Here is a 26556-nt window from a genome sequence, read left to right on the forward strand (position 1 = left end):
TCTATATTAGAGTTATAAGGCTCTGGTACTAAATAGCTATGACATTAACTATTTCCTCCTTCGAAATTCCTGTAAATAATAGTTGCTCCATTTCTATGGGGCACTTTTTTACATGGTTTTTTCATGGAAAAGTGAACAATTAACAACAAGGATTAATATGAAAGAAAACAAAACACATGGCGTAGGTGTACGCCTAAATGGAACACAAGAAGCATTTCTACAAAAGCTAATCAGCGAAGGAAAGGCTAAAAGTGTCAGTAGTGCTATTCAGTACTTAATCAATCTATCGATAATTAAAGGCGAATAATGGAGCACGGTTGGCTACTCATCGAAAAAGAAGAGTAAACGTGGTTACAGGTAGTAACGCGAAAACGTAAGGAAACAATCATGGGAAGACTAGCAAGTTATAGTAAATTGAAAAGAAAAATCAGGACTAACAGAAAGTCATTGAACAAATCAGTACAAAATAAAGAAAAGGTAGATTTCATTCAACTAACATTCTCACAGTACGAAAATATCCTAGTAAGCGATATGACAAGTGCTAGGATTTGTAACGTACTAAAAGTGAATTGTGATAAACATTTCATTAGTAATTTACGCAAAAATAAAGTTCCAGAGTATCGTGAATGGTTCAAAAAGGTACGCGGAGTGTAAACACCCAATTTTATTCTGAAATAAAAAGGCCTGAATGCTAGGAACACATCAGGCCAGTATTAATTAAAATCTTGTATAGGAGTAATTATCATGGCAGGAAAGCAGCAAAACTTCGATAATAGTGAATTTATTTCATTAGCTGGAAACTTCAGCAGGTTTAGTGATCTAACGATTGAAGGGAAAAGAATAGTTATCGACATTATTACTAAGTGTTCTGGTAAGAAAGGTTATCCGAAGGAAAAAGTGTATTATGTACTATTCAATTGTTTGATCGTGAACAGGGATAGTGTCAAGTACTGGCTACAGCACTACTATGGGTTACATACGAGTGATACGCCACCATCTGATAACACAGTCCGTAAGTTTCTCACTATCACCAAGCAATTGTCCGTAGCGATGGTAGAGGCACACAACAATGGCGTGAGGTTATTCAAAACCGCACAAGATGGGCTGTACTACATAACACCCGTACAGAAGTATGAAATCGATAAGATGTACGATAGTGGCCTTTCAGCACAGGAAATGATCATAGAACTACAGAAAATGATTGATGATTCTGCGAAATAACCGCTTCGCAAGATTAGCGTTTACTTCGCAAGATGGAGTGCTATATGACCTATATGTAGTGTGTAACTTGTTGATATATATCAATATATGGTGTCTAAACACATCTTGCGACCTATATTAATATTAACCCATACCCATTACATTAAAGCATATTTGTCTTACTACTTTTCAGTCTCTAGAGAGCCTAACTTCGCTTTGCTCGTCAGTCTCTATAAAAACCAAATATTAGATCGTAACTTTGCGTTTTTCTCGCCAGTACTCGAAACAACGCAAGGTCTGCTACTCGCTATCGCTCAGACAACTGACAGTACCAAATCAAAGTAATCCAGCAGTACTCACGCAGCACCTGCCAGCCCCACCCCGGTTTCATAACAGACTCTAACTGGTCATTTTCCCCTAACTATGGTGCAATTGGATGATTACATAAAGTACTGGATCAAGAGTACATTTTTTGTGTACAAAGAAGTACTTAAGAGAGGGATAGACATGAACAGAAAACAATTCATCCAGTCGCATAGTGGCTATCAAGTTTCGGTAAGCCACTCAATGGGTCATGGTTACCGCCTATAGTACTTTCGGTTCCGGCCTTAGTGGGTTATATGAGGCTGATGCAGCTGATGCAGCTGATGCAGCTGATGCAGATCCGGTAAGGTTCGTTGCCTTAATCCTGATGGTACTTATCTACGCTGCCATACTATTCCTGCTCACACGCTTAGTACTTAGAAAGTTTCAGGTCAATCGTTAAAGGCTCTATTCTTTGAAGTACTCTCACCAAAATCAGTGGGAGTACTTTTGAAATTTTGGTAAAGATTCATTTAGCTATATCAAAATAATCTTCATAGGGAGTTTCGACATTAAGAAATTTAGTTATTGCATCATCATATTCTTCGATTAGGGGGGGCAATTGATTAATGTCATATTCTAACTCATCACCTGAAATATTCGCATATTCATACATAACATGTGATAACTCCGCCTTGCAATAGCGAGCTTCAAATTCTATACTTGGAGATAATTGATATATATTAGTGAACTCATCTTTTAAGTTCCAGTTGAGTCTTTTTAAATCGAAAAGCATTTTTTCTTTTTTAGATATTAATGTGCAGATCTTATCTATGTATAATTTAATCTCTGCCAAATCATTTTTAGTTGTTGAGGAAGTAGTAAAGATTTTAACGGTTCCATGAAGTTCGAGTAATATATTTTTTATTTCATAAAGAGTAAACGTCAAATCTCTGGATAAAGAATGTGCAAGTTCGTATTTTTTTTGCTTAAACCATTTCTTCGCCTGTAGAGCAGCGTATACAGCAGCACAAGCCATTATAATATTGGAAATGGAACTAAACCAATCACTAACAGATCCCCATTCAAACCCATTGACACCTGCAAAAAGAATCTTAATAAGCACAAGGATTGCTACAATAAGCAATGCAACAACAGTCGTTAATAGACAAGTATTCCAATTTATTTTTGACATTTTATCTCTCCGTCCCAGATGAGAAATCAAACTTATCAAGAGTAATTTTAAATTCATTAGATGAAATATGTGACTCTTCCTTTTTAAAAATGTCCACAAAAAATTGTTTTAAATTACAGAATAACTCAAATATACTATAAGTCACAATTATTGGGCAGACAAATAGATAGATTATTTCTTTCCTAAGATCAGTAGTAATATACAATGGAAATAGATTGTTATAAATTAAAAATGAACCAGCGAGCAAAATGATAAACCATAAGAAAGCCATTCTATTCACTATTGATAGAATAGTGTCATGTATAGAAAAACGCGTATGGCTACTTTTCTTATAAAAATGAATTTTATGTAAATTACCAGAGACATATGGCTCCAAAATGTTAATATGGAATTCCCAGTTGTTTTGCCAGTACTTTCCAGCTTTAACTATTCTTTTCCATATCAGACTCATGATTAAACCTAATAAAGAAACGCTTGTAGCAGTCAGTAACAAAATGAATTTAGTATTGTCAGATGAATCTTTATCTAAATAGGTAGAAAAACAATATGCTAAAGTAACTGCTAATACAGACATAAAACCCAGAAGAAAGGTCGAACGCTGCCAGTAGAGACTAATCTCAAATTTCCTAATGTCATGTGCTTTTTCAAAAGCAACACTTATTTTTTTCAAATCATCACTATCTAACTTTAAACAATTAAAATACGTTCGCCGCTTATCAAGTAGTTTTTCGAAGTAATCGACATTTCGAGATATGTACATTGGTATATCCTGATAGACATTTACTTGAATATCTTAACATTTGGAACATAATCAAGTATAGTATTAAGAACACGCCCCCCACAATGGGTAGGTTTGTTAAGGTGTGGGTGTGGCGTGTACTCAAAATGGTAATTCACCCTGGCTAAACCAATCATCCTCTTCATGTGCCTGGTACATCCGGTACTCAGCATTCAAAAACGATAACCCCTCAATTAAAGTACCTTGTGGTTTCTCGCATATAAGTACGAAACAATCCCTTTTCTATATCAATATTTTTTATAATAGCACTACAAAATTGATGAAGAATGAAAAGTATACTGATGATCCCCTGTTCAGTACCATCCATTAGGGGTAGGTTATCAGGTACTGTTCAGGGGGAATAATTAACTAATTATCGATGAATTAAATAATTATCTTAAAGAGAATTAAAACCACGAGTCAAAGAAGCTTGAGATCTTGTCGCAAACATAATCTTTGGCTTTTTTAAGAGGCTCTTTCACAATCTTTGGAATTGGAGCATTATCTATAATGGAGTCAAGAACGTCTTTTACCGCTTCGGTAAACCCCTTTTTTGATTCTTGCTTAACCTCTTCAGTTTTATTTTCTTCACGAAGAGTACTATACACCGCAGCTTTAGAACGCTTTGGTAATCTTAAAACCATTTTCTTGACAAGATTGCTGATGTTGTATTTTAACGGAGCCGATACAGCGATACATCCATTATTATTCTCAAACAAGCGATTGTAAATATCAATTTCTTTACGCTCAAGGTTTTCTATTTGTGTAGCAGAAGGGCGTTTCTTAGAACCATCCCATTCGTATGAGGGTTCAATCTTGTCAGCTTGGTTTATTACAAACAAGATTTTATCTTCAGCACTAAGCGGCTTAATAACGTTTTTATAGAAATTTTCATCAGGACCGAGTACTCTGTCGTCAGCTTTGATCACCCATAAAACCAGGTCAAGTGTTGGTATTAGTTCTTGATAAAGACTCTTATACTCGATGTCTCTTGCTTCACTTTCACCCACTCCTGGCAAATCAATAAGGGTAAGTTTTCTGCCCCCAACATCAATTTGTAACTCTTCAAGTTTTCTTGTGCAAGCCTCAACATGGCTAACTTTACATACATCTTGCTGGAATATTGCATTACACAATGACGATTTACCTACGCCGGTTTTACCCATAACGCCAATGCGAGGTTCATAGTCTATAACTTCTGTCAGTTTTTTCTTAGTATAACGAGAAATATCAGGAGGCAGAGATAATAAAATATCATCTAAAATTTTAGACTTTTTATTGGCAGTATTATCAGCATCATGTTTATTGCTATTATTAGTTTCATTTTCAATAGCACTTGACATTTCTGAAATACTTTTGTTAGCAATTTTGAATTGCTTCAAGTTGCTTAGCAATTACACTTGACCATGATCCCATTTTAAACCCTTATAAAGTAATTGATGTTTATTATTTTATAAGGATTTATTAACAAAATGTCAATTAGTTCCTACTAAGCATTTATGGTGACAACTTAAGTTAAATTAAGTTGATTGCTAATGAAAGATGTTATAATGCAATAAATAAAGCTTTTCATGTCTGCAAGCTTACAGAACTAAACAGTACTTCAAGTAATGCTAATACATAGGAACTTACTGAACGAATTAGAATCTTATTAGGTATTCAATGAAAGGCTATTCTCACTTACACATGAGCAGTACCATGACAAACTTTAAGTACTGCGATAATGTGATTGTATCCATACAGTATAAGAACCATCACCAGATGCTACGAGCAGCTGGAGCTACCAGCGGTGCAGGGCTATCTATACAGATCAGTTCCTTTCCATAAAGTTAATAGCTTGTATGGACTTCATTAAATGAAGCCCTACCAAGTTAAAATTGGTAGGGCTGCAATTAAAATTTAATTGAAGTCAAAAGATAAAATTTCGCCAGTTTCACCATTAAATTTGCATGAATACCGGACATTTTTATATGCACCAAATCCATTCTGTGCTTGAGCTTGGTCGCCATACATTTCAATCACTTTTGAATCTTTACTAATCCATGAGTAAGTGACAAATGCAGGATTGGTAATTGAATCCTTCCATTTAAAATCATACTTAGCTAGTTTCTCAATAGCTCGCTGGCATTCATAAACGGGATTATGGTGATTTTTTGCATAGCCAATCGGATTCTTATCTTCTTCTGCTTTACGTGCTGCCAGTTGAGCATCTTCCTTTGCTTGACCTTCCTGCCCCCAAATACCAAAAATTGCAACAGAGGAAACAAAGAACACTGGTATTGCAAGTAATAAGCCTACAAAAATGATACTACCTTTCTCCCAATTTTTTTTCGTACCCTTATGCTTAACCCATTGATAGGCAGCAATAGCTATTGCTGCGGCTATAAACAGACTTGCTTGTAGATTCATATTCATTCCTTGCCAAATAAAGAACTATGAAATTGTCATTCAGAAATCAATGGCAATCATTTACTTGGTGTTCTTTTCAAGCATTTCGATGATTAGCTTTTTAGTTTCGATAGAGCACAAAGCAACATAAGTTTCTTCATCATTAGTATTAATCTTTTCGATGCGAGTACTTAGTTCTTTGATGAATGAATTACTTCTAATTAACTCAACAACTGAGTTAGCAAACTCTTCTTTTTTCTTTTGAGAGTAAAGGGATGGCATGAGATTACTTACAGCAACTGATGTTGTATGCCATTTATAGGGACTAACTGCCTCTTCAGTAGCTTTCCTTAAATCTTCTTCTTTTTTCTTTTTAAAGAAACGTTTGAAGCCAAGTGTAAGAGTTAGAATGAGAGCATTTATGATTTGCTCTTGAACAGACTTTGGTAACTTTGTGAACAACTCAAAGAACTTTAAGATCGCAGCCAGCATAAAACTAACCTCGTATGTGTGTAGTTCGAAAAGGTTATCATAAAGCACTTAATTATTTCAATCACCAAAAATGGTAAATAAACAAAATAGGTTCCCCTTGAATTATTTAAAGACCGCGTAGTTTCGGCAGCGGGTGCTTTAAATTATATGTGATGTTTTAGAAGTACACAAAACATAGTCCTCCTGATAAATAAGTCAGGAGGACTTTTTTATGTCTAAAACAAGAACAAATAAAACCAACCTGTCTATTTCGTATAGTGAATTATCACGCCGTTATGGTTATGACGTTTCCGTTATTAGCCGTGAGTGGGTCGGTAAGGGGTTAGACTGTACTCAAACAGAATCTGAAATTTACGAGTGGATTCTTGATAATATCATAAACCCATTACGTAATACCGATACTAAAGAACAAATTGAATTAGAACGCCTGAAGAAGCTAAAGGCAGAGGCGGCACTATCTGAATTAGAACTACAGGAAAAATCCGGGGAAGTAGTCAGTACCGAATATCTAGAACAAGTATTAACTGAATACCTATTTCAAGTTAAAACCGCAATGAGGGCAATCCCTTCTAAAACATACTTAGAGCTATTTGCTCAGACAGATGCTAAGGATTTACGCGACATATTGAAACAACATATTGATAGTACTTTATTCCAGCTAGGAAGCATGGAATTTGAATTACCCACGGATGAAGAAATATTAGAAGATGGAAACAAACAAGAAGAAATTAACGAAAGTACTACAGAAAATACTACCGACGATTCAACCGCCGAAGCTACAGAGAACAAGCCAGTGGATCAGTAATGGTGTAGTTAAGTTTGTAGATGGTCCAAATATGGGACTTGATTGGGTTCCGTTTAGTTTTCAACGTGAACCAATGGATATAGCACAAGAGAGAAGTACTAAAAAAATAGTTTTACAGTCGTGCTCTCAATTGCTCAAGACGACAGTGCTACAATCAATAGCATTTAACCTAATGGCAAATGTTCCATGTAATTTTGCTTTTGGTAGTAGTTCTGAATCTGAAGTAAAGAAATTCAAAGATGGTAAATTTCTACCAGCTATTGAAACTAGTGAAGTACTCAAGCTATTAGTAACAGACAAGAACGATAAGAACGCAGCCAACAACGCCAAACAAACACAAATGGTAAACGGTACATTCGTTTACTGGTTAAACCTTAATACTCCGGGTAACTTGCGTGGTATTACTTGTCGTGTAGTACTACTTGACGAAGTTTCTAACGTTGGCATAACTGATGAAGGAAACCCAATCAAATTAGCGGAAGCACGTACTAGTACTTTTGGTGACGATTCTCTAGTAGTTATTTCGAGTACTCCATTATATAAAGATGATTTAATTAACTCGGAGTACAATCTCTCAGATAAACGCCGTTGGTTTGTCTCCCACACATGCGGTCATGAATATACTCTTGAATGGGAGCAAGTTGCCTTTGAGTTTAAGACTTTAGAAAACGGTCGAGCAATACCAGACAGTACTACTACTCGTTTGATTTGCCCCCATTGTCAGGAAGAGATAGACGAGCATACACGCCATCAGATGATCGATAAGGGTCGATGGATTGCTACTAGTACTGACGGTGATCCGGGAGTAGTCGGCTATCAGATATCACGTATGTATTCACCATTGAATACTATTTCAGAAATGGTAAGTAAGTTTTCCGATGCTCTTTATAATTTCAACCTCCAAACATTCTATAACAATGAACTTGGATTACCATATGAGGATGAATATCAGAAAGAATTAGATATTCTACAACTGGAATCACTACGAGAAGATGAATTTAATCTACATAAAGTTCCTGAAAGTACTTTAGGTATAACAATTGCCGTAGACCAGCAATTAGACCGCCTGGAAGCAACTGTTTTATGTTTTGACGAGAAGAACATTTATGTACTTGGTCATGAATTCTTCTATGGACATGATTGTACTAAAATCGAATCACAGGCATGGAAGGACTTAGATCAGTTTTGCCGTCAAGATTTCCGTAGTGTTGATGGTCGAATAGTACCTACACTTGCCGTATTCGTGGATAGTTCGAACGGTAACGCTACAGATACGGTTAAGAAGTTTACCGCACGTTGGGCTAAGTATCATCCTATCAAGGGTTCTAGCAGTACTACAGGCGATCTCTTCAAGCGTAGTACTCAAGCGGGCTATGAGCTACAGATCCTGAACGTACATGATCAGAAGAATACGATTCGTAAACTTCTAAACTTGATGCTCAGTACTGAAGCAAAGAACGCACCAATACAATTACGCTTTTCCAGTACTCTACCTTCAGATTACTTTGAACAATTATCGGCAGAAGAATTAAAACCTGCTGGGGGTAAACTAGTTTGGAGACTGAAGAAAGGGCAGAAGCGAAACGAGGCTTTAGATTGTCTCGTGTATGGAATGATCGCAATTGTATATGCTCAAAGTAAATTAGGCACTCAACCATTTAAAAAACTACGAGAACATAAAGCCAAATCATTACCGCAAAAGATAAATAAACCAGAAGAATCACAACCTATACAGAAGGCTACTAAACGAAATAATAGGCGTACTGGTATGGGTTCAAATTGGTTCGGTAAATGATAAGGATATCGCATGGCACTATTACCAGAAAAGATCTATTTGATTAGTAATCCTATGGATCTTGAAGTAACAGTACCGCCTCAAACAATACTTGTTATTAGTTTTACAACGTCTGGTATTAGTACTTCTCTTGATAATCTAAGTGGTAGTACTTCGCGTGAATTTACAGTTACCTTGAATTTGAGTGCGGCACAGGAAACACTATTCTGTACCCAAATTTCACAAGGTCAATCTAGTACTTTCACCAGTGAAGTAATTAACCCTATGTTATTCACGAGCGAATACGCACAACTAAAACAGATGATTAGTGAGATTGATACAGTGATTGCTAATAAAGTTGCTGGCGGGGCTAATTACTCAATAACAATCAACAATAAAACACTCGTTAGTGAATCACTAAGTTCTTTAGAAGCAATGCGTGAACGTTATGTAAAACGAGCAAATCAATTATATTCAAAAATGAATAATGTCAGTACTTCCAGTGGCGGAAAACCAATCAAGAGTATCACAGTATTCAAGCCTAGACCTGGGAGTACTCGCTGATGTTCTGGACGAAAAAACAAGCCGTAGAAGTTAAATCAGTACAAAAACAGGTTAAGCAAACACAGAAGAGAGCACAACCTAATAGTAATTTGAAGAAAGAGCTACAGGCAGTGCGTAATACCGCTGTTATGAATTTTGGTTTCAATGCCAACTCAGGAAGTAATATTAACTTTCTACTAATGAAAGCATTACCAACAATGCGTGCGTTTTCGCGTGATGCCGTACTTAAAAACCCAATTGGGCGTAAGTACATGAACCTTTCAGTAGATGGTGTAGTAGGTTCTGATGGTGTTTACGTAAAACCTTCAGTAGAAATTGATAGTACTGATGATGAGATTAACCAAATTAACGAGCAATTAGAGAAACTATTTGATCGTTGGGCTTATGATCCTGATAAGTTTTCTTTAGATGGTTCACTAAGTTTTGACTTATTCCAACAAAATGTAGAGAAAATCCGGGTACAGGATGGTGAATGTTTCATTCGTATTCACAAGATTAACGGTACTATCAAACTAGAAATTCTAGATACCAGCCGTTTGCTACAGCTAAATAACCAACATTTAGGAAGTGGTAACTATATATCAAATGGAATTGAATTCGATTCAAATCATCGCCCGATAAACTACTTTTTCTGTAAGTTTGATCCAGTTACTTATAGTTATATTACGGGAGCATATGATGTAATTCCAGCAAATGAAATTTGTCATTACTTCATCGCTGATCAAATGGGTCAGGAACGTGGAATACCGGATCTAGTTGCCAGTAGTAAACTGATTGAAGACCTAAAGAACTTCACAGAGGCGGCACTAACCGCTAAACGTGTAAGTGCTTCAAGTATGGCATTCATTACTAACAATAACGATAACACAAGTACTGAACTCTTAGGTGCTGATGATATTGAAGGTATCACACCAACATACACAGAATACTTTGAAGCTGGTTTTATTGGTGAACTTGGTGAAGGTCAAGATATCAAAACTGTAAACCCTACTAATGGTGTAGATGGAATTGATGTTTTCACTAATGAGCTAATGAATCAAATTAGCATGGGCTTAAACGTAACTAAGCAAGCATTGCTATCTGATACATCCAATGCTTCATTTAGTGCGGCACGTCTAACAGAGAAGCTACAGCAAACCACATTCCGCACTCGTTCTAATGTTCTTATTAGTAAAGTACTGAAACCAATATATCTAGCATGGTTAAAGAATGAAATGCTAAATAATAATAAATTAGATCTCAGTTTTTCAGACTTTGATGATCTAGTTTGTGCTCGTTACATATCACAAAAACCAATTAGTTTAGATCCAGTTAAAGATATTCAGGCTGAAATTCTTCAATTGGATGCAGGATTAAAATCCAAAACACAAGTTATTGCGGAATTAGGAGGTGATCCAGTGAAAGTACTAGCAGAAATAGAAAAGGAAACCGAAAACAAGGAAGTAATCCAGAATGGAAATCAAACACCAGAAGAGGGAACTAACGATACCTCTCAAAGCGATTGATATTGAATCGCGTACTATTGATGTTGCGTTTTGCTCAGAAAACCCCGTAGAGCGTGATATTGATGGTGTTATCTATAATGAAGTTCTTCTATGTGGTTCCGAAAACGTTGATTTACGCCGCCTTAATAACAACGGGGCAGTACTCTTTAATCATGACAGGGATGAATTAATTGGTGCTGTAGTATCAGCACGTATGGATTCTGATCGCGTAGGCCGTGCCACTTTGAAAATTAGTAGTATTGCTGACGATGAATGGGAAATGATTCAAGAAGGCATACTAAATCAAATCAGCATTGGCTATAACATCAATGGTTATCGCTTTGAGGGTCAAAATCTTTATATTACAGATTTTGAAATCTATGAAATTTCATTAGTTACTGTAGCTGCTGATCCTACCGTTGGCGTAGGACGTTCAATGGAATCAAGTATTGATCCAGAAATACTAAATAGTAATAACGAAACTAGTATTAAGGATCATTCAATGGAAGATGATAAATCCCTTATTGAATTTGTAGTTGAAGCTGCTGAAGAAGTAGTAGAAGAGATTGTAGAAACTACTGAAGAAGAAAAAAATGCAATTGAAGAAGCTGTAGAAAACGTTGCTGAAGAAGTAATTGAAGATACAGAAGAAACTGTAGATGAAGTAATTGTAGAACAAGTAGAAGAATTAAAAGCTGAATTGGCAGAGTTACGTTCATTACTTGTAACCCAAAATATAAATAAAAGTACTGAAGATGATGAACGTGTACGTGAATTAAACGCACTTGGTCAGGTGCTAAAAATTGACGTGAATGACGCAATTGAAAATGGAATTTCAATTAGCGATTTCAAACGTTCACTAACAGAGAACAAAAACAATCCTAATCATGATAAGGAAATCAACAAAATGGATAATAAAAATCTATTAAAAGATATGGTACGTGCTATTAAGTCTGGTGACATGGCAGTACTAGAATCATATGAACGCGGCCTACACGGTTTTGTACGTGCTACCGTTCCTGCTACTAACACTACTACCGCTTCTGGTATTGTAGCCGATGATCTACAAGATCAATATATTCCAGAACTACTTAAGCTATCCGCACTTGGTGATCTTAATACTACTACATATTCCGGGCTTTCTGGACGTGGTAATTTAAGTATTCCTAAAGCTGCTGGTATTGCTCCAGTATTTAAATTCTATGGTGAGTCTGAAGAACAAGTAGATTCTATTGCTTCTTTCACCAAAGTAACCCTAACCCCAAAAGCATTTGGTGGTTCCATTCCACTGTCTAAAACAGCAATTCTAACTGCTCCTAATATCGAATCTTTCGTACAGGCTGAACTATTACGTTACGCTGCTCAGGGTCTAGAACAAAACGTTATGGATAAGGTCGCTGCTGCTGCTCCAGTACACAACGTTGCTAACGCTGGCACTATTACCCTAGCTGATGTTCAAGCGGCAATCGCTCAACTAGCAAGTGCTAACGTTGATATGCGTGGTGTTAAAGCTGTAATGAACGGTAAAACCCTATCCGCACTACGTCAGATCGTAGTACTTGATAACACCGCTGCTAAAGCAATGGTAGAAGGTTATCGTGCGGTTGAAATGTGGCTAGCCGATGAAGTACGCGTAGTTGTTTCTGAATTCGTGGCAGATGGTGAAATCCTTCTTGGTGATTTCTCTAACGTAATTATTGCGAATTGGGAAGGTCAAGAAATTGATTATGATGACACTACTTATCGGTCAAGTAACACTATCGTTTACCGTGTTTGGGATTACTCAGATATCGCTCTAGCTCATACAGAAGCATTCGTAAATATCGTTATTGGGTAATTACTATGAGAGCATTTACTGACAATCAGCAGGATTTGTTTTTAAATGCTTTCGGTCAATCTATCCAAACTTCTACGGGAAGTACTTTTACTGGAATTGTAGAGGTGCTTCCCGTTTCTATTGAATCGGCGGGTGGATTTATCGAAAGCGTAGAAACATACGTATCAATGAAGAAAAGCGATCTTAGTACAGCAAATGTAGTTATCGGTACAGTACTAATAATCGATGGTGTAAACCAAACAATATATAATATTGAAGATGATCTATCAGGCATGGTTAATTGCTATTTCCGTACTTCTGCTGGTCAATCTTACGCAGAGGATTACTAATTATGATGCTAATTCAAAAAGTACGCAGTACGCTTAAACAGCTAATTGACACTACTAAAAACTTAACTGTATCACGTGATGTTGATGTATTTGAGCAATTAGCATTTGATTATTCTATGAGTAGCATTACTTTTGGCCTTCAACGTCAAGTAGGTACATTCAGTATTCAGTACTTGATTTCCCCCAAACCAGAATCAGGTAATACTGCACCGTCAATTACATATGATCAGATTATTAGTGCTTTTGATGCACAGAAAATTGAAGTATTTAAATTGGCAGGTCTAGTACTACTAAGTTATTCGTATGAACAATCAGATATTGTCACAGATCCTATAACTGGCTCAGTTTCCTTGTCATTTACTATAAATATTCAAGTTACGGAAAAGATTAGATAACCACAAGGAAAAACTATGAGTGACATTATTACAGGTCAGGGATTGAACCTACAATACAATACCGATACAGGAAACCGATCACCACAAGGTATTGGTAATATTACAATCAATGAGGTTAACACTTTTCCTGTACTAAAAATTAATGTTGAATCCACTAATTTTGATACATATGATTCTGAATACAAAACAGTATTACTATCTGATGGTTCTGTAGAACCATTCCAAATTGTCGTAAATTATCTACCTGATGATCCTACACACCAGTTTTTAGATACTTCTGCTGAAGATCAAATCTTATTCCAGATGATTATTCAGTACGATCTAAACATGGATGAAAGCACTATCACATACGCAATGGTGAATGGATATATTACTAATACTGCTCTATTCGGTGATAAGGATGAAGTAGTAACTAAGTCATATACATTCCAGGCTGAAACTGTAGCGGCTCGTATGATGACAGTGGCGGCACTATTGCCAATCTATCAGGGTGATTATGGTGTTGGTTCAAACACTACCGATGTACCGCAGTACGCACCACTAGTACCAACGGGTAACAGCTTTATCAAAGTACCATCTACACAAGCGGGTAATCCTGCCGGGGCGGATATGATGGGTATTGGCCTAGTAGACGGTACTAGCGTTGCAGAATTTGCGATGACCAAAACCGGTACTTTGAGTTTATTCGCGAAGAACGGCACAACGGCATGGACACGCATTTATACCGCAACACAGATGGATGACCGATACACGCCACTATCACGTACAGTAAACGGTAAACCCCTAACCAGTGATATTACATTAACCAGTACCGATACTGGCTCAGTACCTACAAGTACTAAAGTGAATGGTAAAACCCTAACCAGTGATATTTCACTTGTGAAAGCTGATGTAGGGCTTTCTAACGTCACTAATGATGCTCAAATGAAGATTGCGAGTAACCTATCTGATTTGGGTAACGTAGCTGCTGCATGTACTAACCTTGGCGTACTTTCAAGTACTGAATCTGATGCAAAGTACCTGATTAAATCTAATAACCTAAGTGACCTAACGAACGTCGATGCAGCAAAAATCAATCTCGGTATTGCGTACCTCATTCAAAACAGCACATGGACACAAATGTATGCTCCATTAACTGATGGTTCATTAGGCCGTGGTGACTGGGCAATTACAATTACATCTAATGGTGATTGGGGTTCACGTAACAAAAATGATGGGTCATGGAAACCACTAGCCATTACTAATGGCGGTACTGGAGCTAACACGGCTGCGGGAGCAAGAAATAACTTAGGACTTGGTACAGCAGCAACTGTCAACACTGGTACAAGTGGCGGTACAGTCCCTTTACTGAGTGGTACTAATACCTGGTCAGGGGGCAATACTTTCTCATCTGCAATATTCTCTACGGTCGGCGTTAGTGGTGGCGTAGAGATTGGCAGTACCACAACTGCTGGTTCGGCATATGTCGATCTTCATAGTTCCGGTACTAATAATGACTATGACGTTAGGATCATTTCATCCGGTGGTAGCTCTACCGTAGGCCAGGGAAATCTAACTATTACGGCTAATTCAGTACAGCTAAGTACTTTAAACCTAACAACCGCTTTATCTGTACCTAACGGCGGTACAGGCAGTACATCAGCGGCGGGAGCAAGAACTAACTTAGGACTTGGCACAGCAGCAACTGTAGATACGGGTACATCAGGTGCGGCAATTGCACTATTGAATGGCGATAACACATGGTCTGGTTCTAATACCTTCACTTCTGGTCAAACTATCTTTTCACCTAATGGTGCAGGTGGTATTGAGATCGGGGCAATGGCTGTTGCTAGAGCTGCATATGTAGATTTCCATAGTTCCGGTACAGGCAGTGACTATGACGTGCGTATCCGTGCTGATGGCGGTAGTTCTACGGCAGGTGGCGGTACGTTAAATATCCGTGCTGATGGTGGTGTATCTCTTTCTGCCCCACTTGGTATTGGTAGCGGTGGTACAGGTTCTAACAATGCCACAACAGCCCGTAATAACTTGGGTGTGGGTGATAGTAGTTCACCATCATTTAATGGTTTAACTATTAAGCCAGTAGCTAGTGCTGACCTACCAGTAATTAACCTTAAACCATATGGGGTAACTGCTGAATATCCGAAAGTATCAATTTATGGTATCTCTGATGGGACATGCCAGTTACATACATATGATGCATCAAACACACGTAAACGTTATTTCTTCGCAGATCAAGCACATAATGGTACGTCTAGTGTTGATCGTACTATCGTAGCTAATGGCGATTTTGGCTTAGGGGCAGGAGCAAGTAGTTACGCAACTCCAGTAAACCACGGAGCAGAGAACGCATTCATTAGTGGCGGCGGCAGTGGTTTAGCCTGGTGTCCAGCCGGGGCAGGATGGCAATCTAGTTATGGTGATAGTCGTACAGGTCAAATGATCATCCAACCAAATGGTAACGTAGCTTTCCGATGGGTACTGGCTAGTTCTGAAACACCAATCACAACTACTGCCTATACGTTATTACAAAATGCTGGTACTTCAGATATTAATTTCAAACATGTAAATGGCGATCTTGATGTACATGAATCACTATCAAATATTGAGCAAATGGAATTTAAACGATTCTATTATCTTGATGATGAAAGTGAAGCTGAACGCCGTGGTGTAATTGCTCAACAAATTCAACAAATAGATCCAGAGTATGTACATGGTGCTGAAAGTACCGGAAAAATGACTCTTGATTTAAATCCATTAATTATGGATTCACTTGCTGCTATTCAATGCTTAAGTAGTTACATAAAAGAACAACAATCACAACTTGATGAACTAAAAGCATTAGTGCAATCAATAACTACAAAATAAATAAATACATTCAGGGTAAATGGATTTTACCCAATGAAACTTTTCTTATATAAGGATATAACTATGGCTATGGATATTTTTTCTGGTGCTAATATTACCGTTGAAGTGGGTTCTGCTGGTTCTACAGTTGCTACTGACTTTGCTGAAGTACCTGAAGTTAACACGTTTACTACTTCTGGTTTCGAAAGTACCGTAATTAGTGTTAAAACATTTAATAACGCTTATGATCGAAAACTATTGGGTACAAAATCAATTCCTGATATTTCACTTGCGGTTAACTACCTACCAGATAACGTAACTCACCAAAAATTAGAACAACTAGCAGACGAACAAAAACGTTGTCAGATTAAACTAAGTTATTTTGAAGATGCGTCTAAAGAAACTGGTTTTTATGTGGTTTATACCTGTTTCGTTTCAAGTACTACTATCGGCGGTGACAAAGATGAAGTAGTAACTAAAACCTTTACCCTAGCGGTAGATGGTGCGGCAATTGATTCTGGTTTGATTACTGTAACTCCATAATAAAAATAAATAAATGGAAGGCGAATATCTTCCCTTTTTCTTTTATTGGAGATTCAAATGAACTTACAAAATCTAAAATCAAAACTACAGCCTAAACCACATCCAATGGATATCGAAGGCGAAACAATTTATATCCATCGTCCTACAGCACTTGATATTCAAAAATGTACTGATCTAGCTAGTACTCTAATCCTATGCGTGAAAGATGAAAATGGTGATCCTATCTTCTCTAATGAAGATATTGATGGGCGTATTAACGTCAATATGATGGATAGTATTCCCTTAAACCGCATTCACGATGAAATTATAAAACTATTCAAGGAAGCAGACGTAACAGACGAACTTGAAAAAAAGTAAGAGGTGATAGCCAGTTATTACACTTTTGTAAGATGGTTAACAAAAGAGGGTTGTCACCTGATGAGTACTTTAACTTGGATGCTGAAGTACTAGATATGCTAATGGTTTATGATGCTTATATAGAACCGTCCGGTATTCATATTGATATGTTGAAACACGCATATCAATGTTATTACTCGTCTCTTAATTCAAGTACTTTAACACCTGAAGCTAAGAAAAACTTAAAGGTATCCGACTATGATTTTCTAGATGTACTTAATCCAACTCTTAGTACTCGTGAAAAAGCAGAAAAACGAAAAGCCAATAAAGAAGATAACCAAGCTACTTCTATATCTTCCATTGGTGAGGCTATTAAAAATGAGGCTATGAGAAAAAATAATGGCAAGAAATAATGATATTCGTGTAGATATTGATGGTGATGCTACTGGTTTACAAAGGGCATTAGCACAATCACTAAAATCACTAGATACATTCTCTCGTAATACATCCGGTACACTTTCTTCAAGTGCTGATAGTATTGCGGGTGCTTTTGGACGAATGAGTACTGGCATAGGTGGGGTAATTTCAGTTGCTGGCCTTGGTGCTACTTCTGTTGGTGCTCTAGTACTGAAAGCCAATGATATGGTACGTGAACTAAATCAACTTAGTAAACAATCTGGATTATCAGTAGAACAGCTACAGAAACTTCAAAAGGCATTCCGTGAAACGGGATTTGATGCGGAAAAATTTGGTGATATTAACCAGGACACACTTGATAAATTAGCTGATGCTTACCGTAATGGTGGAGGTATCTCTGATGATATCAAATCAGTAGGTTTAGATCCTAAGAAGTACACTAAGTTTTTAAATGATACTCAAGGCGGCGTAAAAGCAGTAATTCAGATGTTTTATGATTTACGTGATGCGGGGGCAAGTGTTGCGGACCAGAAGTTCCTACTTGAATCAGTAGCCAGTGATGCCAGTAAATTAACTGGTGTACTGAATGAATCCGCGAATGCTAATGAAGCGTGGTTGAAGATCTCGAAGGAATCAGTAGATATTACTGATGAGCAAGCTAAACAGTATGCGGAATTTGATAAAAATCTTAATACACTTACTCAAACTGGTAAAACGTATCTATTTGAAGCACTAAACCCAATTGTTTTAGCTACTAATAACTTTGTAGATGTAATGAGTAAGAAACCGGATAGTACTGATTTCTTTGATACCTACATAACAAAAGCAAACGCATTACATAAGGTGCTTAATAGCTTAGGTATTCTCAATCTAGTAGATCCCTTAACTCAATCGATGATTGATGGTGAAGAAGAACGACGAAAGAATAATAAGGCTCCAGTACTAAACAATACGTTACCTTTGGGGGCTGCTACCGTTCAATTAGACGAAAAGGGCGGGTATGTAGATCCAGCTAAGGAACAAGCAGATCGTGACAAGAAGTTAAAAGAAGAACAACGTAAGCAAGAGCAAGCGGCTGCAAAGGCCAAAACCCTACAAGAGAAAGCGGCACGAGATCGCCTATCAGCTCAATCAGCACTTGATAAAGCTATTGCCGATATGACGATTGACAGTAATGAAAGGCAGTTAGCAGAGTTTGACAGACAACAAAAAGCACTAGTAGATGTAATTAATAAATCAGCAACAACTCTTGGACTTAGTAAAACTCAACTACAGAAACTTCTAAGTGATCAATTGGCATCAGGTGCGGCAAAGCGTCTAGATATGGTTAATCAAATGATTGGCTATTCAGATCCTAATAAGAGTTTGAAAGATTCTAATGCGTTAATTGCCAGTGGTGGATTAAACAGTACTCAAACTAGTTTCCTAGCAGATCAGCAAAATGAGCGTATTAATGGTGATAATCCATTTGCCTTTGATAATACTGATCAGTTACAGAAAGAAAATACTGAGGCTATGAATTTCGAACTACAACAAAATGAACTATTACTAAAAGGTCATGAAGACTATGAAGAACGAAAAGCCCAAATTACCGCAAAATATAACGCTCAAGCCATTACGATTAGTAATCAAAACGCACAAGCACAATTAAGTATCTTCGGTAATGCGGCAGATTCATTAGCTCAAGGTATGGTAGATGCTTTTGGTGAGTCTTCTGGTGCTGCTCAGGCGGCCTACGCTGTATCACGTGGTATTACTATTGCTCAGACAGTACTATCAATTCAATCAGCATTAGCACAGGCACTAGCTACACCGTTCCCGGCTTCACTAGCCAACTACGCACAGATCTTATCATTAGGTATGAACATTATCAGTACTGCTAAAGGGGCGGGCAGTGGTCAGTTCCACGGTGGTGTAGATGAACTTCCATCTAGCTATGATAATAAATCATTCGTACTTAAAGCTGGTGAACGTGTAGTACAACCAGAAGCGAATAAGAAGTTAACTAAGTTTCTTGATAATGTTGATTCTGGTAGCGGTACTTCCGGTGACACTATTATCAATGCCCCGCTAATCATTCAAGGTGATGTAGCTGGTGATGATGCTAAGTTTAATGACATGTTGAAAAAGCACTCTAATAGCGTAGCTCAGGCATATACAAACGCACGTAAGCGTAATTCATAAAAAGTACTGGCACGGTTGCCAGTACTTTCATTCATTAAACTTTAATGGATTTTACAGCTTTATCGTAAAGATCAACAATAGTCTTACTGAATATATACTTTTCATGGTATTCAGTATGACCAATGCTCGTTCTATAATTTATTACATTATCTAAATCACAACGCATAAGACCAACAGGTTGATTTTTGAAATTAAGTTCACCAATTCTATAAAGCCATTTAAGAATAGAGTCATTATCGCTATACAAATTACTATGCTTAATTCTTCTTTTGGATTTTATGGCTGATATTCTCTCTTCATAGTCTTCTAGGTCAATTGCCCCAGCAATAGATATTGATGTTAGAACATTATCATGGTTTAAGTTTTTCATGGCTTGAGTTATTACCCTAACACCAAGAGAATGCCCAATAAATATTGCTTTATCATCATCATCCCAAATGTCATTAAGTACTTTAGCTAGATCTCTACCTGCCAAAGATGCTTCTTTAGCAGCATTACTCCAGTTTTTATAGACAGTACCTATTAAACCAGTGAATCTATATAATCCGATGCCTGGAATCAGAGAAGTAGGTACTATAGGGATAAGTACGTTTTTTGTTATTTTTAAAACAGAAGATGATCTCCACTTAACATAAATTAAAGGAGCATCTATTCTTTCTTGTATATAGGTTAACCAATCTTCTTGTTCTTCTGTCAGAAAACCAGGGGCAATTACAACTGGAATCCCATCATGGTCTTCATTTTTAATGATGATTTCTATCTCACACTTACGATCAAAACCGAAAAGTGATTGATAATTGTGCTTGAAAAATTCCATTAAACACCTCTTTTTTTAGTGATTATAAATATATAAAGAATAAAAAGTAAAGCAATATTTAAAGGGGTTAATATGCAATTTTCTAATAACGTGAAAGTAACTAACTTTCAATTAAAAAGTGTAGAACCAATCTACTCTAATCAAACATGGACTGGTCAGCGTATTATGCGAAGTACTGGAATCCAATATTATCAAATTCAATTCACACTAAATTTCAATGCTTCACATAGCAATGAATATAACGCCTTTGTAGCACAGTACGCACAGGGTAAACCGTTCACTATGTCACTTGGTGTTGCTGGTACTTATCGTGGTACTCAAACAGGCTCATTAACTAGTACTGCTGCTATCGCAAAGGGCAATATGGTTATCCCTACCAATACTAATGCTATGGCTATTGGTGAGTGGGTACAATTCAGTAATCATAATAAAATTTACCGTATTGTTGAACGTACCAGTACTAGTATTACTATTTTTCCGGTATTACAAAATCAAGTACAAGCCAGCGAAATTATTAAATATAACAACTTGATGATTGAAGCGGTATTAGATCCAGATAATGATTATTCAACCACAATTGGAAATCTAATGTCCGTTACATTGAAAGCGACGGAGAATATATTCTAATGAATGCGAGTACATATACAAATGCGGATCTATTGAAATACTGGAAACTAACTAAAGGTACTACAAAAACTCGATTAACACTAATGGACGTTATGAGTATGGGCGTTAATGTTACATGCTTTGATGTTCTACCCAAGGGTACAAATGGTTTTCACTGGACTGATTCACTAATCGATATTGATTTAGATGGTTATCAATATATCAGTTTTCCCGACATTATCAGTGGTTCTCTACCGTCATATTCAGAGCAAAAAGGCATTACCAATGATGCTATCAACTTCAAAGTAAGTAACGTGAATGATTCAGTACGTGCTCTTGCTTTTGGTGGTTTCCTTAAAGATGCTCAGATGAATATCAAACTGGTAATTTTAAATCCATATAACAGTACAGTGATTGATTCAATGCTTATGTTTACTGGTTTTATTGATTATGTACAGGCCATAGCAGATCCAAATCAGGAACAAAATGAAATGACTATCTATGTGAACTCAGTATATAAAAAACTAGATCGTCAACCTGCATTAATTGCTGCTAATTCAGTATATCAATCCATCTATAAAGGTGATGAGTACTTTAGTCTATTAGGCCAGGTTAACCAAAATCAGAATTGGAAGTACAAATAATGAGAAATTTACATAATGAGATTATGAGTATTATTCAGTACTCACTGGATAACCCATATAAGTATGGTGATAACGATTGTAACTTGATTGTACTACGTATCATCGATTTGATTAATGGGACAACTACACTAGCAGATCGCCAATATACGAGCATTAAAGAGGGTATAGAGGGTTTAAATGCTGATGGGTGGAATCATACAGGGGAAATTGTTGAACAGTACTGTAACCCCGTAGAGAGCGTTATAGATGGGGATATCTGGTTAGATCCAGACAATCCATTAGTTATGGCGGTAGTTGCTTCAGGCCGTGTACTTGGGGTGAATGATTCACATGATGGCTTTGTACTTCACCCAAAACCAACAAAAGGACAGTACTATAGAGTAAGGAAACATAAGCATGGGTAAAAGTTTAGGCGGCTTCTTCGGGGCTATCGTGACTGCGGTTGTAGTCGCTGCTGCTGTATATTTCAGTGGCGGTACTGCTCTAGCTGCTGTTGGTTGGGGGGCTTCAGCGGGTGCTGTATCACTAGTAGCTACCTCTATGCTAGGTCAAGTTGGGGTATCGGGATATAACGACGTTGCTGATAACGCATCTCGATCAGTATCGCCAGTTACGGGATTACCAGTACTATACGGTGGTCAACTACCACATAAAAACGGTGTATCAGGTGGTTCATATATTCTTACTGGGAGTATCGTTAGTTGGTATAACGTACCAAATTCAGATTCTCAGTATCTCTTTAGTGAACAAGCCGTGGCATATTCTGGTACTGAAAAGAATATACTTCAAATCTATATTGATAATGAGCCAGTACTAGCAGTACCAATTACACAAGATGGTGTAGTACCCAAAGCAAGTATTGCGGCAAAATATCAGGACATACTTCAATTAGAAGTACGTTTTGGAGGTAACTATACAACTACTAAAATGCTAGCCGCTCAATATGCGGGCAGTAAATGGACTAACAAATTTCTTGGTAAAGGTGTTGTTAGTATCAGTACCGTTATCAAGAAAACTCAAAAGTCACTTGAAAATAATCTACTTGTAAATGACCAATTCGCACTAACTGTAGAAATGAAAGGGCAGGTTATTTTCGATTTGGTTTCTGATACTTCATTTGCTTCAAGTAATCCACCTTCAATTATCTATGATTACCTAACTAATACTACGTATGGTATGGGTATTGAACCAGGGTTAATTAATCTTGATACATTTACTGAAACAGCACAGTACTGTGATGCTTTCGAGTACTACGCTAATGGGGCAATTAGTTATCAAAGTACTTACAAAGATAATATTGAGAATATTTGTCAATCTTTCGGCGGGATCATGTATGTCCATGCTGGTCAAATCTGCTTAACTACCGACCGTAAAACCCTATCGGTTGCTTCATTCAATGAGCGTAATATGGTTGGCTCGGTACAGGTCAGTACTTCAGGATTTACGGATTACTTTAACGTCGTAGACTGTAAATTTACTAACCCCGAATCGATGTATACAACTGATGTAGTACGCATTCCATCCGATATTACTATTGATGAAGCAGTACAGAAAGATGGGCAAGTAATAGCATTAAGCCGTGATTATACATGGGCGTATGATCAGGAAGTAATTGCTAAAATGGCAAACGTGGACGTTCTTAAAGCAAAATATGCGTTACGTACCATTAGCTTTACTACTTCTGAAGGTTGGGATTTGAAAGTATGGGATGCTATCACCGTTTCAAATGATGAACTTAGCATTTCAGGTAAGTGGAAAGTACTAAGCAAGGATATCAGCACCGATCAAGAGAACGTAGGCTACGTTACTATCACTGCTGTAGAAGCTCCTGATGCTATGTATGATGGCGTAGATCCGGGTGTGTGGTCGCCAGGTGGTACTATTGGGTTCCCACAACTACAAATACTTCCACCAACTAACTTACAGGCTGTACGCCGTGGTAATACGAATAGTGGCTCTATTGTAAACCTAACCTGGGATGCTTCACCAGATCCATACCTACGTGGTTATTATGTTTACTATAAATTGAATAGTGCTACAAACTGGACGTATGCGGGAGCATCCTCAGTACAGTTGCTTGAATATGAGTTATTTGGTTTGTCAGATACAGCTAGTTATGACTTCTCAGTGATTGCCTATAATAATTTGGGTCTACAATCACCACGTTTATCACTAACTGGTATTGTGCCTACATACAATTTCTCGTTACCTGCTGTAACTGGTGCGGTATTGGCAAATAAAACAGAATCGGCATATGTAACTGATGCTCCAGATTTCAATATTCGTTGGGATTCACAAAAGAACTTGATGGTAAATGGTCGTTCATTTACGAGCTATTTCAAGTACTATACGATTAACATCTATAATGGTACAACCTTAGTAGACACATTCTATACACAAGATAATAGTTTTAATTTAACTCTTGCTATTAACCGTCTAAAGATTCGTAAACCTACTATTGGGATTATCGCACAAGGTTTTAATACTGGAACTTATTCTGCTGAAGTGAAAATTACAGTTGAGAATAAACAGGCGGCTTTAGTAACAGGTGTTAGTTTCACTGGTGGTTTTGGTAACTTGTTCTGTAGCTGGACTAAATCAACTGAACGTGATTATGCTGGTGCTATTATCAGTATTGTTTCCGGTACTACAACTAAATTATATACAAGTTATGCTCCAGAGTTTGATTCAGTACCTAATATAGTTGATGGTACTTATACGGTTAAAATGGGATTCTTTGATGTGTTTGGTACGGATAATATCAACTATTCACCTGCTCAAGTAATCACAATTAACTCTAAGTATGTTTTCACACAGGAAGATGCTGATAACATTAATGCGATATTAGACTTAGATGATCGTTTAACCGATACATTAAATAATGCGGTTAACGAGTCGAATGATTATACTAATACTCAAGTCAATATAGTCAAGAATAGTGTCAATAACAACACAGCACAGATTGGTACACTATCAAAAACAGTCGTTGATAATAACTCTGCTCAAACACAGGCAGTTACTCAATTGCGAAGTGATGTTAATGGACAGATTGCTACTGTTAACCAACAAATGAGTACTAAAGCTACTGCGAGTACTGTAGATTCTCAATACTCACTATCAGTAAATGCTAATGGTACAGTAGCGGGCATTCGTCTAGTCGCGTCACAGGGTGCAAGTACAAACTCAGCACTATATGTTGCTGCTAACAAGTTTATTGTTTCCGGTACTGATACTGCTACGGTAGGCGGTACGGCTCCATTTGCCATAGTGAACGGTACTACATATATCAAGACAAGTATGATCCAAGCGGCAAGTATTGGTACGGCCTATATAGCTGATTCAGCAATTACAAATGCGAAAATAGCTAGTGCTTCAGTGAATACGGCAGAGATTGTAGATGCGGCAATTACTACCGCTAAGATCGCTGGAACTATTCAAAGTACAAACTACGTAGCTAATAGTTCAGGTTGGCAGATTAATAAGGCTGGGACTTTCTACATTAATGGTAGTGGTGGCACGGGCAGAATGGTTATCAGTAATAATATAATTCAGATTTTTGATAACAATGATGTTCTACGAGTAAGAATGGGATTGTGGTAATAAATATTGTAGGGGCGATTATACCCCTACGCTTTTAAAAGGATTTAAATATGGCTCAAGGTTTACAGTGCTGGAATGCTTCCGGTACTTTGATTGTAAATCTAGGTGACTACAATATGCGTTTCATGGGAACGTACACAATTACAGCTACATCAGCTCAATCATACACTGTCACGGTTCCTGGTATGCGTACTACTGGCTGGTTTGCTAGCTATGCTCCAGCGTCAGATGTGTTTAATGAATGGTCGGTTATCTGTAACAACGGTTCAATGTCAATTATCTACTTTCCAACGGCATCACCAACAGCAGGTACTTATAGTTTCAACGTCTATAAGTGGGAGGTATAACGATGTCAGGTTTTGAGGTCTATAACTCGGCAGGTGCTCTAACGATTGACAGTACAAACAAGTCAATTCTCACTGGTAGCGTTAAAGGGATGGGTACGTTAACTGATCAGGGCTACTATACAGGTTTTACATGTGCCTTTGGTAATGGTGGTGCTCTTGGTAGCTTAAATGCCAATACCATCACGAATAGGAACACTTCACAGTACTGGTTTCAGATACAGACTAATGGCGGTTGGTGCTTTCCTGGGGCGAGCATGTTCCAGCCTGGTATTGGTCGATTCATGACAAGTACACATACTGCTACACCCGTATCGGGGTATCTGGACGTCTATAACGCATCTGGTAGTTTGATATGGTCTGCGGCGTCAGCCGGAACAATGCCACGTATACGTGATTTCTTTACTGTACCTGCTGCTACTGATCTCAGTACTGCTATTACGGTAACAACTTCATTTGCTGATCCGTGGTTCTGCTGGTCACAATGTCCTGGCAATTTATCGGATGATGGAGTAACTATTGGTTATTCAGGTCTAGTCATACGCCGCAATTCCAGTACTTCATTCAGCTTACAATATGTATCTAAGAATCAGAAAACATATCGCCAGGCAATGGGGAGTAATGGGCTTAGTATTGCCCTTGCTTCATTCACTGGATACTAAATATATGTACAA

General features: G+C 37.4%; 26 protein-coding genes. 20 read left to right on the forward strand and 6 right to left on the reverse strand.

What is annotated here, in order from left to right:
- Positions 1 to 157: 157 nt before the first annotated feature.
- On the forward strand, positions 158 to 307 hold the full coding sequence (locus tag ACT9TW_RS13755) for a hypothetical protein (protein WP_446492717.1): 150 nt from the start codon (positions 158 to 160) through the stop codon (positions 305 to 307).
- A gap of 437 nt (positions 308 to 744) precedes the next feature.
- Positions 745 to 1221: a hypothetical protein gene (locus ACT9TW_RS13760; protein ID WP_041461144.1), complete on the forward strand. Its 477-nt coding sequence runs from the start codon at positions 745 to 747 to the stop codon at positions 1219 to 1221.
- An 811-nt stretch (positions 1222 to 2032) separates the two neighbouring features.
- Here ACT9TW_RS13760 and ACT9TW_RS13765 read toward each other — a convergent pair.
- From ACT9TW_RS13765 to ACT9TW_RS13785, 5 genes are all read right to left on the reverse strand, one after another.
- Entirely contained in the window at positions 2033 to 2698 is a 666-nt protein-coding gene (locus ACT9TW_RS13765) for a hypothetical protein (protein WP_446492718.1), read from the reverse strand.
- Position 2699: 1 nt separating this feature from the next.
- Entirely contained in the window at positions 2700 to 3458 is a 759-nt protein-coding gene (locus ACT9TW_RS13770; RefSeq protein WP_446492719.1) for a RipA family octameric membrane protein, read from the reverse strand.
- A gap of 425 nt (positions 3459 to 3883) precedes the next feature.
- Positions 3884 to 4819 (reverse strand): GTPase family protein, encoded by a 936-nt coding sequence (locus tag ACT9TW_RS13775; protein WP_446492720.1) that lies wholly within the window; start codon positions 4817 to 4819, stop codon positions 3884 to 3886.
- A gap of 556 nt (positions 4820 to 5375) precedes the next feature.
- Positions 5376 to 5885, reverse strand: a complete 510-nt coding sequence (locus tag ACT9TW_RS13780; protein ID WP_446492721.1) for a hypothetical protein — start codon at positions 5883 to 5885, stop codon at positions 5376 to 5378.
- A 60-nt stretch (positions 5886 to 5945) separates the two neighbouring features.
- Positions 5946 to 6356: a hypothetical protein gene (locus ACT9TW_RS13785; protein ID WP_446492722.1), complete on the reverse strand. Its 411-nt coding sequence runs from the start codon at positions 6354 to 6356 to the stop codon at positions 5946 to 5948.
- Between the two features lie 211 nt (positions 6357 to 6567).
- Here ACT9TW_RS13785 and ACT9TW_RS13790 point away from each other — a divergent pair, with 211 nt between their 5' ends.
- The 12 genes from ACT9TW_RS13790 to ACT9TW_RS13845 all read left to right on the forward strand — a co-directional run bounded on the left by ACT9TW_RS13790 (position 6568) and on the right by ACT9TW_RS13845 (position 19871).
- Positions 6568 to 7161 (forward strand): hypothetical protein, encoded by a 594-nt coding sequence (locus tag ACT9TW_RS13790; RefSeq protein WP_446492723.1) that lies wholly within the window; start codon positions 6568 to 6570, stop codon positions 7159 to 7161.
- A complete protein-coding gene (locus ACT9TW_RS13795; protein ID WP_446492724.1) occupies positions 7064 to 8956 on the forward strand; it encodes a terminase gpA endonuclease subunit in 1893 nt (630 codons plus the stop codon). Before ACT9TW_RS13790 ends, ACT9TW_RS13795 begins: the two co-directional genes overlap by 98 nt.
- 12 nt (positions 8957 to 8968) lie before the next feature.
- Positions 8969 to 9499, forward strand: a complete 531-nt coding sequence (locus ACT9TW_RS13800; RefSeq protein ID WP_446492725.1) for a hypothetical protein — start codon at positions 8969 to 8971, stop codon at positions 9497 to 9499.
- Positions 9499 to 11004 (forward strand): phage portal protein, encoded by a 1506-nt coding sequence (locus ACT9TW_RS13805; RefSeq protein WP_446492726.1) that lies wholly within the window; start codon positions 9499 to 9501, stop codon positions 11002 to 11004. Before ACT9TW_RS13800 ends, ACT9TW_RS13805 begins: the two co-directional genes overlap by 1 nt.
- Positions 10952 to 12820: a phage major capsid protein gene (locus tag ACT9TW_RS13810; RefSeq protein ID WP_446492727.1), complete on the forward strand. Its 1869-nt coding sequence runs from the start codon at positions 10952 to 10954 to the stop codon at positions 12818 to 12820. The genes ACT9TW_RS13805 and ACT9TW_RS13810 overlap by 53 nt, the downstream gene beginning before the upstream one ends.
- 5 nt (positions 12821 to 12825) lie before the next feature.
- Complete coding sequence (locus tag ACT9TW_RS13815; protein ID WP_446492728.1) at positions 12826 to 13149, forward strand: hypothetical protein; 324 nt, start codon at positions 12826 to 12828, stop codon at positions 13147 to 13149.
- 2 nt (positions 13150 to 13151) lie between these two features.
- Complete coding sequence (locus ACT9TW_RS13820) at positions 13152 to 13544, forward strand: hypothetical protein (RefSeq protein WP_446492729.1); 393 nt, start codon at positions 13152 to 13154, stop codon at positions 13542 to 13544.
- 15 nt (positions 13545 to 13559) lie between these two features.
- Positions 13560 to 16412 carry a tail fiber domain-containing protein gene (locus ACT9TW_RS13825; protein ID WP_446492730.1) on the forward strand — a complete coding sequence of 951 codons (2853 nt, stop codon included), beginning with the start codon at positions 13560 to 13562 and terminating at the stop codon, positions 16410 to 16412.
- Between the two features lie 63 nt (positions 16413 to 16475).
- Positions 16476 to 16934: a phage tail tube protein gene (locus ACT9TW_RS13830; protein WP_446492731.1), complete on the forward strand. Its 459-nt coding sequence runs from the start codon at positions 16476 to 16478 to the stop codon at positions 16932 to 16934.
- A gap of 57 nt (positions 16935 to 16991) precedes the next feature.
- Positions 16992 to 17291, forward strand: coding sequence for a hypothetical protein (locus tag ACT9TW_RS13835; protein WP_446492732.1), 300 nt, complete (start codon positions 16992 to 16994; stop codon positions 17289 to 17291).
- A 74-nt stretch (positions 17292 to 17365) separates the two neighbouring features.
- Positions 17366 to 17683, forward strand: a complete 318-nt coding sequence (locus tag ACT9TW_RS13840) for a hypothetical protein (protein ID WP_446492733.1) — start codon at positions 17366 to 17368, stop codon at positions 17681 to 17683.
- Positions 17670 to 19871, forward strand: coding sequence for a hypothetical protein (locus ACT9TW_RS13845; RefSeq protein ID WP_446492734.1), 2202 nt, complete (start codon positions 17670 to 17672; stop codon positions 19869 to 19871). Before ACT9TW_RS13840 ends, ACT9TW_RS13845 begins: the two co-directional genes overlap by 14 nt.
- A 34-nt stretch (positions 19872 to 19905) precedes the next feature.
- On the opposite strand, the gene ACT9TW_RS13850 is transcribed toward ACT9TW_RS13845, so the two are convergent.
- A complete protein-coding gene (locus ACT9TW_RS13850; protein WP_446492735.1) occupies positions 19906 to 20688 on the reverse strand; it encodes a DUF726 domain-containing protein in 783 nt (260 codons plus the stop codon).
- 72 nt (positions 20689 to 20760) lie between these two features.
- On the opposite strand from ACT9TW_RS13850, the gene ACT9TW_RS13855 reads away from it, so the two are divergent.
- The 6 genes from ACT9TW_RS13855 to ACT9TW_RS13880 are packed head-to-tail and all read left to right on the forward strand — an operon-like array spanning position 20761 to position 26544.
- Positions 20761 to 21315 carry a hypothetical protein gene (locus tag ACT9TW_RS13855; RefSeq protein ID WP_446492736.1) on the forward strand — a complete coding sequence of 185 codons (555 nt, stop codon included), beginning with the start codon at positions 20761 to 20763 and terminating at the stop codon, positions 21313 to 21315.
- Positions 21315 to 21938, forward strand: coding sequence for a DUF2163 domain-containing protein (locus ACT9TW_RS13860; protein WP_446492737.1), 624 nt, complete (start codon positions 21315 to 21317; stop codon positions 21936 to 21938). The genes ACT9TW_RS13855 and ACT9TW_RS13860 overlap by 1 nt, the downstream gene beginning before the upstream one ends.
- A 23-nt stretch (positions 21939 to 21961) precedes the next feature.
- A complete protein-coding gene (locus ACT9TW_RS13865; RefSeq protein ID WP_446492738.1) occupies positions 21962 to 22342 on the forward strand; it encodes a DUF6950 family protein in 381 nt (126 codons plus the stop codon).
- Entirely contained in the window at positions 22335 to 25538 is a 3204-nt protein-coding gene (locus ACT9TW_RS13870; protein WP_446492739.1) for a phage tail tip fiber protein, read from the forward strand. The genes ACT9TW_RS13865 and ACT9TW_RS13870 overlap by 8 nt, the downstream gene beginning before the upstream one ends.
- A gap of 50 nt (positions 25539 to 25588) precedes the next feature.
- A complete protein-coding gene (locus ACT9TW_RS13875; protein ID WP_446492740.1) occupies positions 25589 to 25885 on the forward strand; it encodes a hypothetical protein in 297 nt (98 codons plus the stop codon).
- A 2-nt stretch (positions 25886 to 25887) separates the two neighbouring features.
- Entirely contained in the window at positions 25888 to 26544 is a 657-nt protein-coding gene (locus ACT9TW_RS13880) for a hypothetical protein (protein WP_446492741.1), read from the forward strand.
- Positions 26545 to 26556: the final 12 nt, after the last annotated feature.

The sequence above is a fragment of the Enterobacter sp. C4G1 genome (assembly GCF_052886895.1).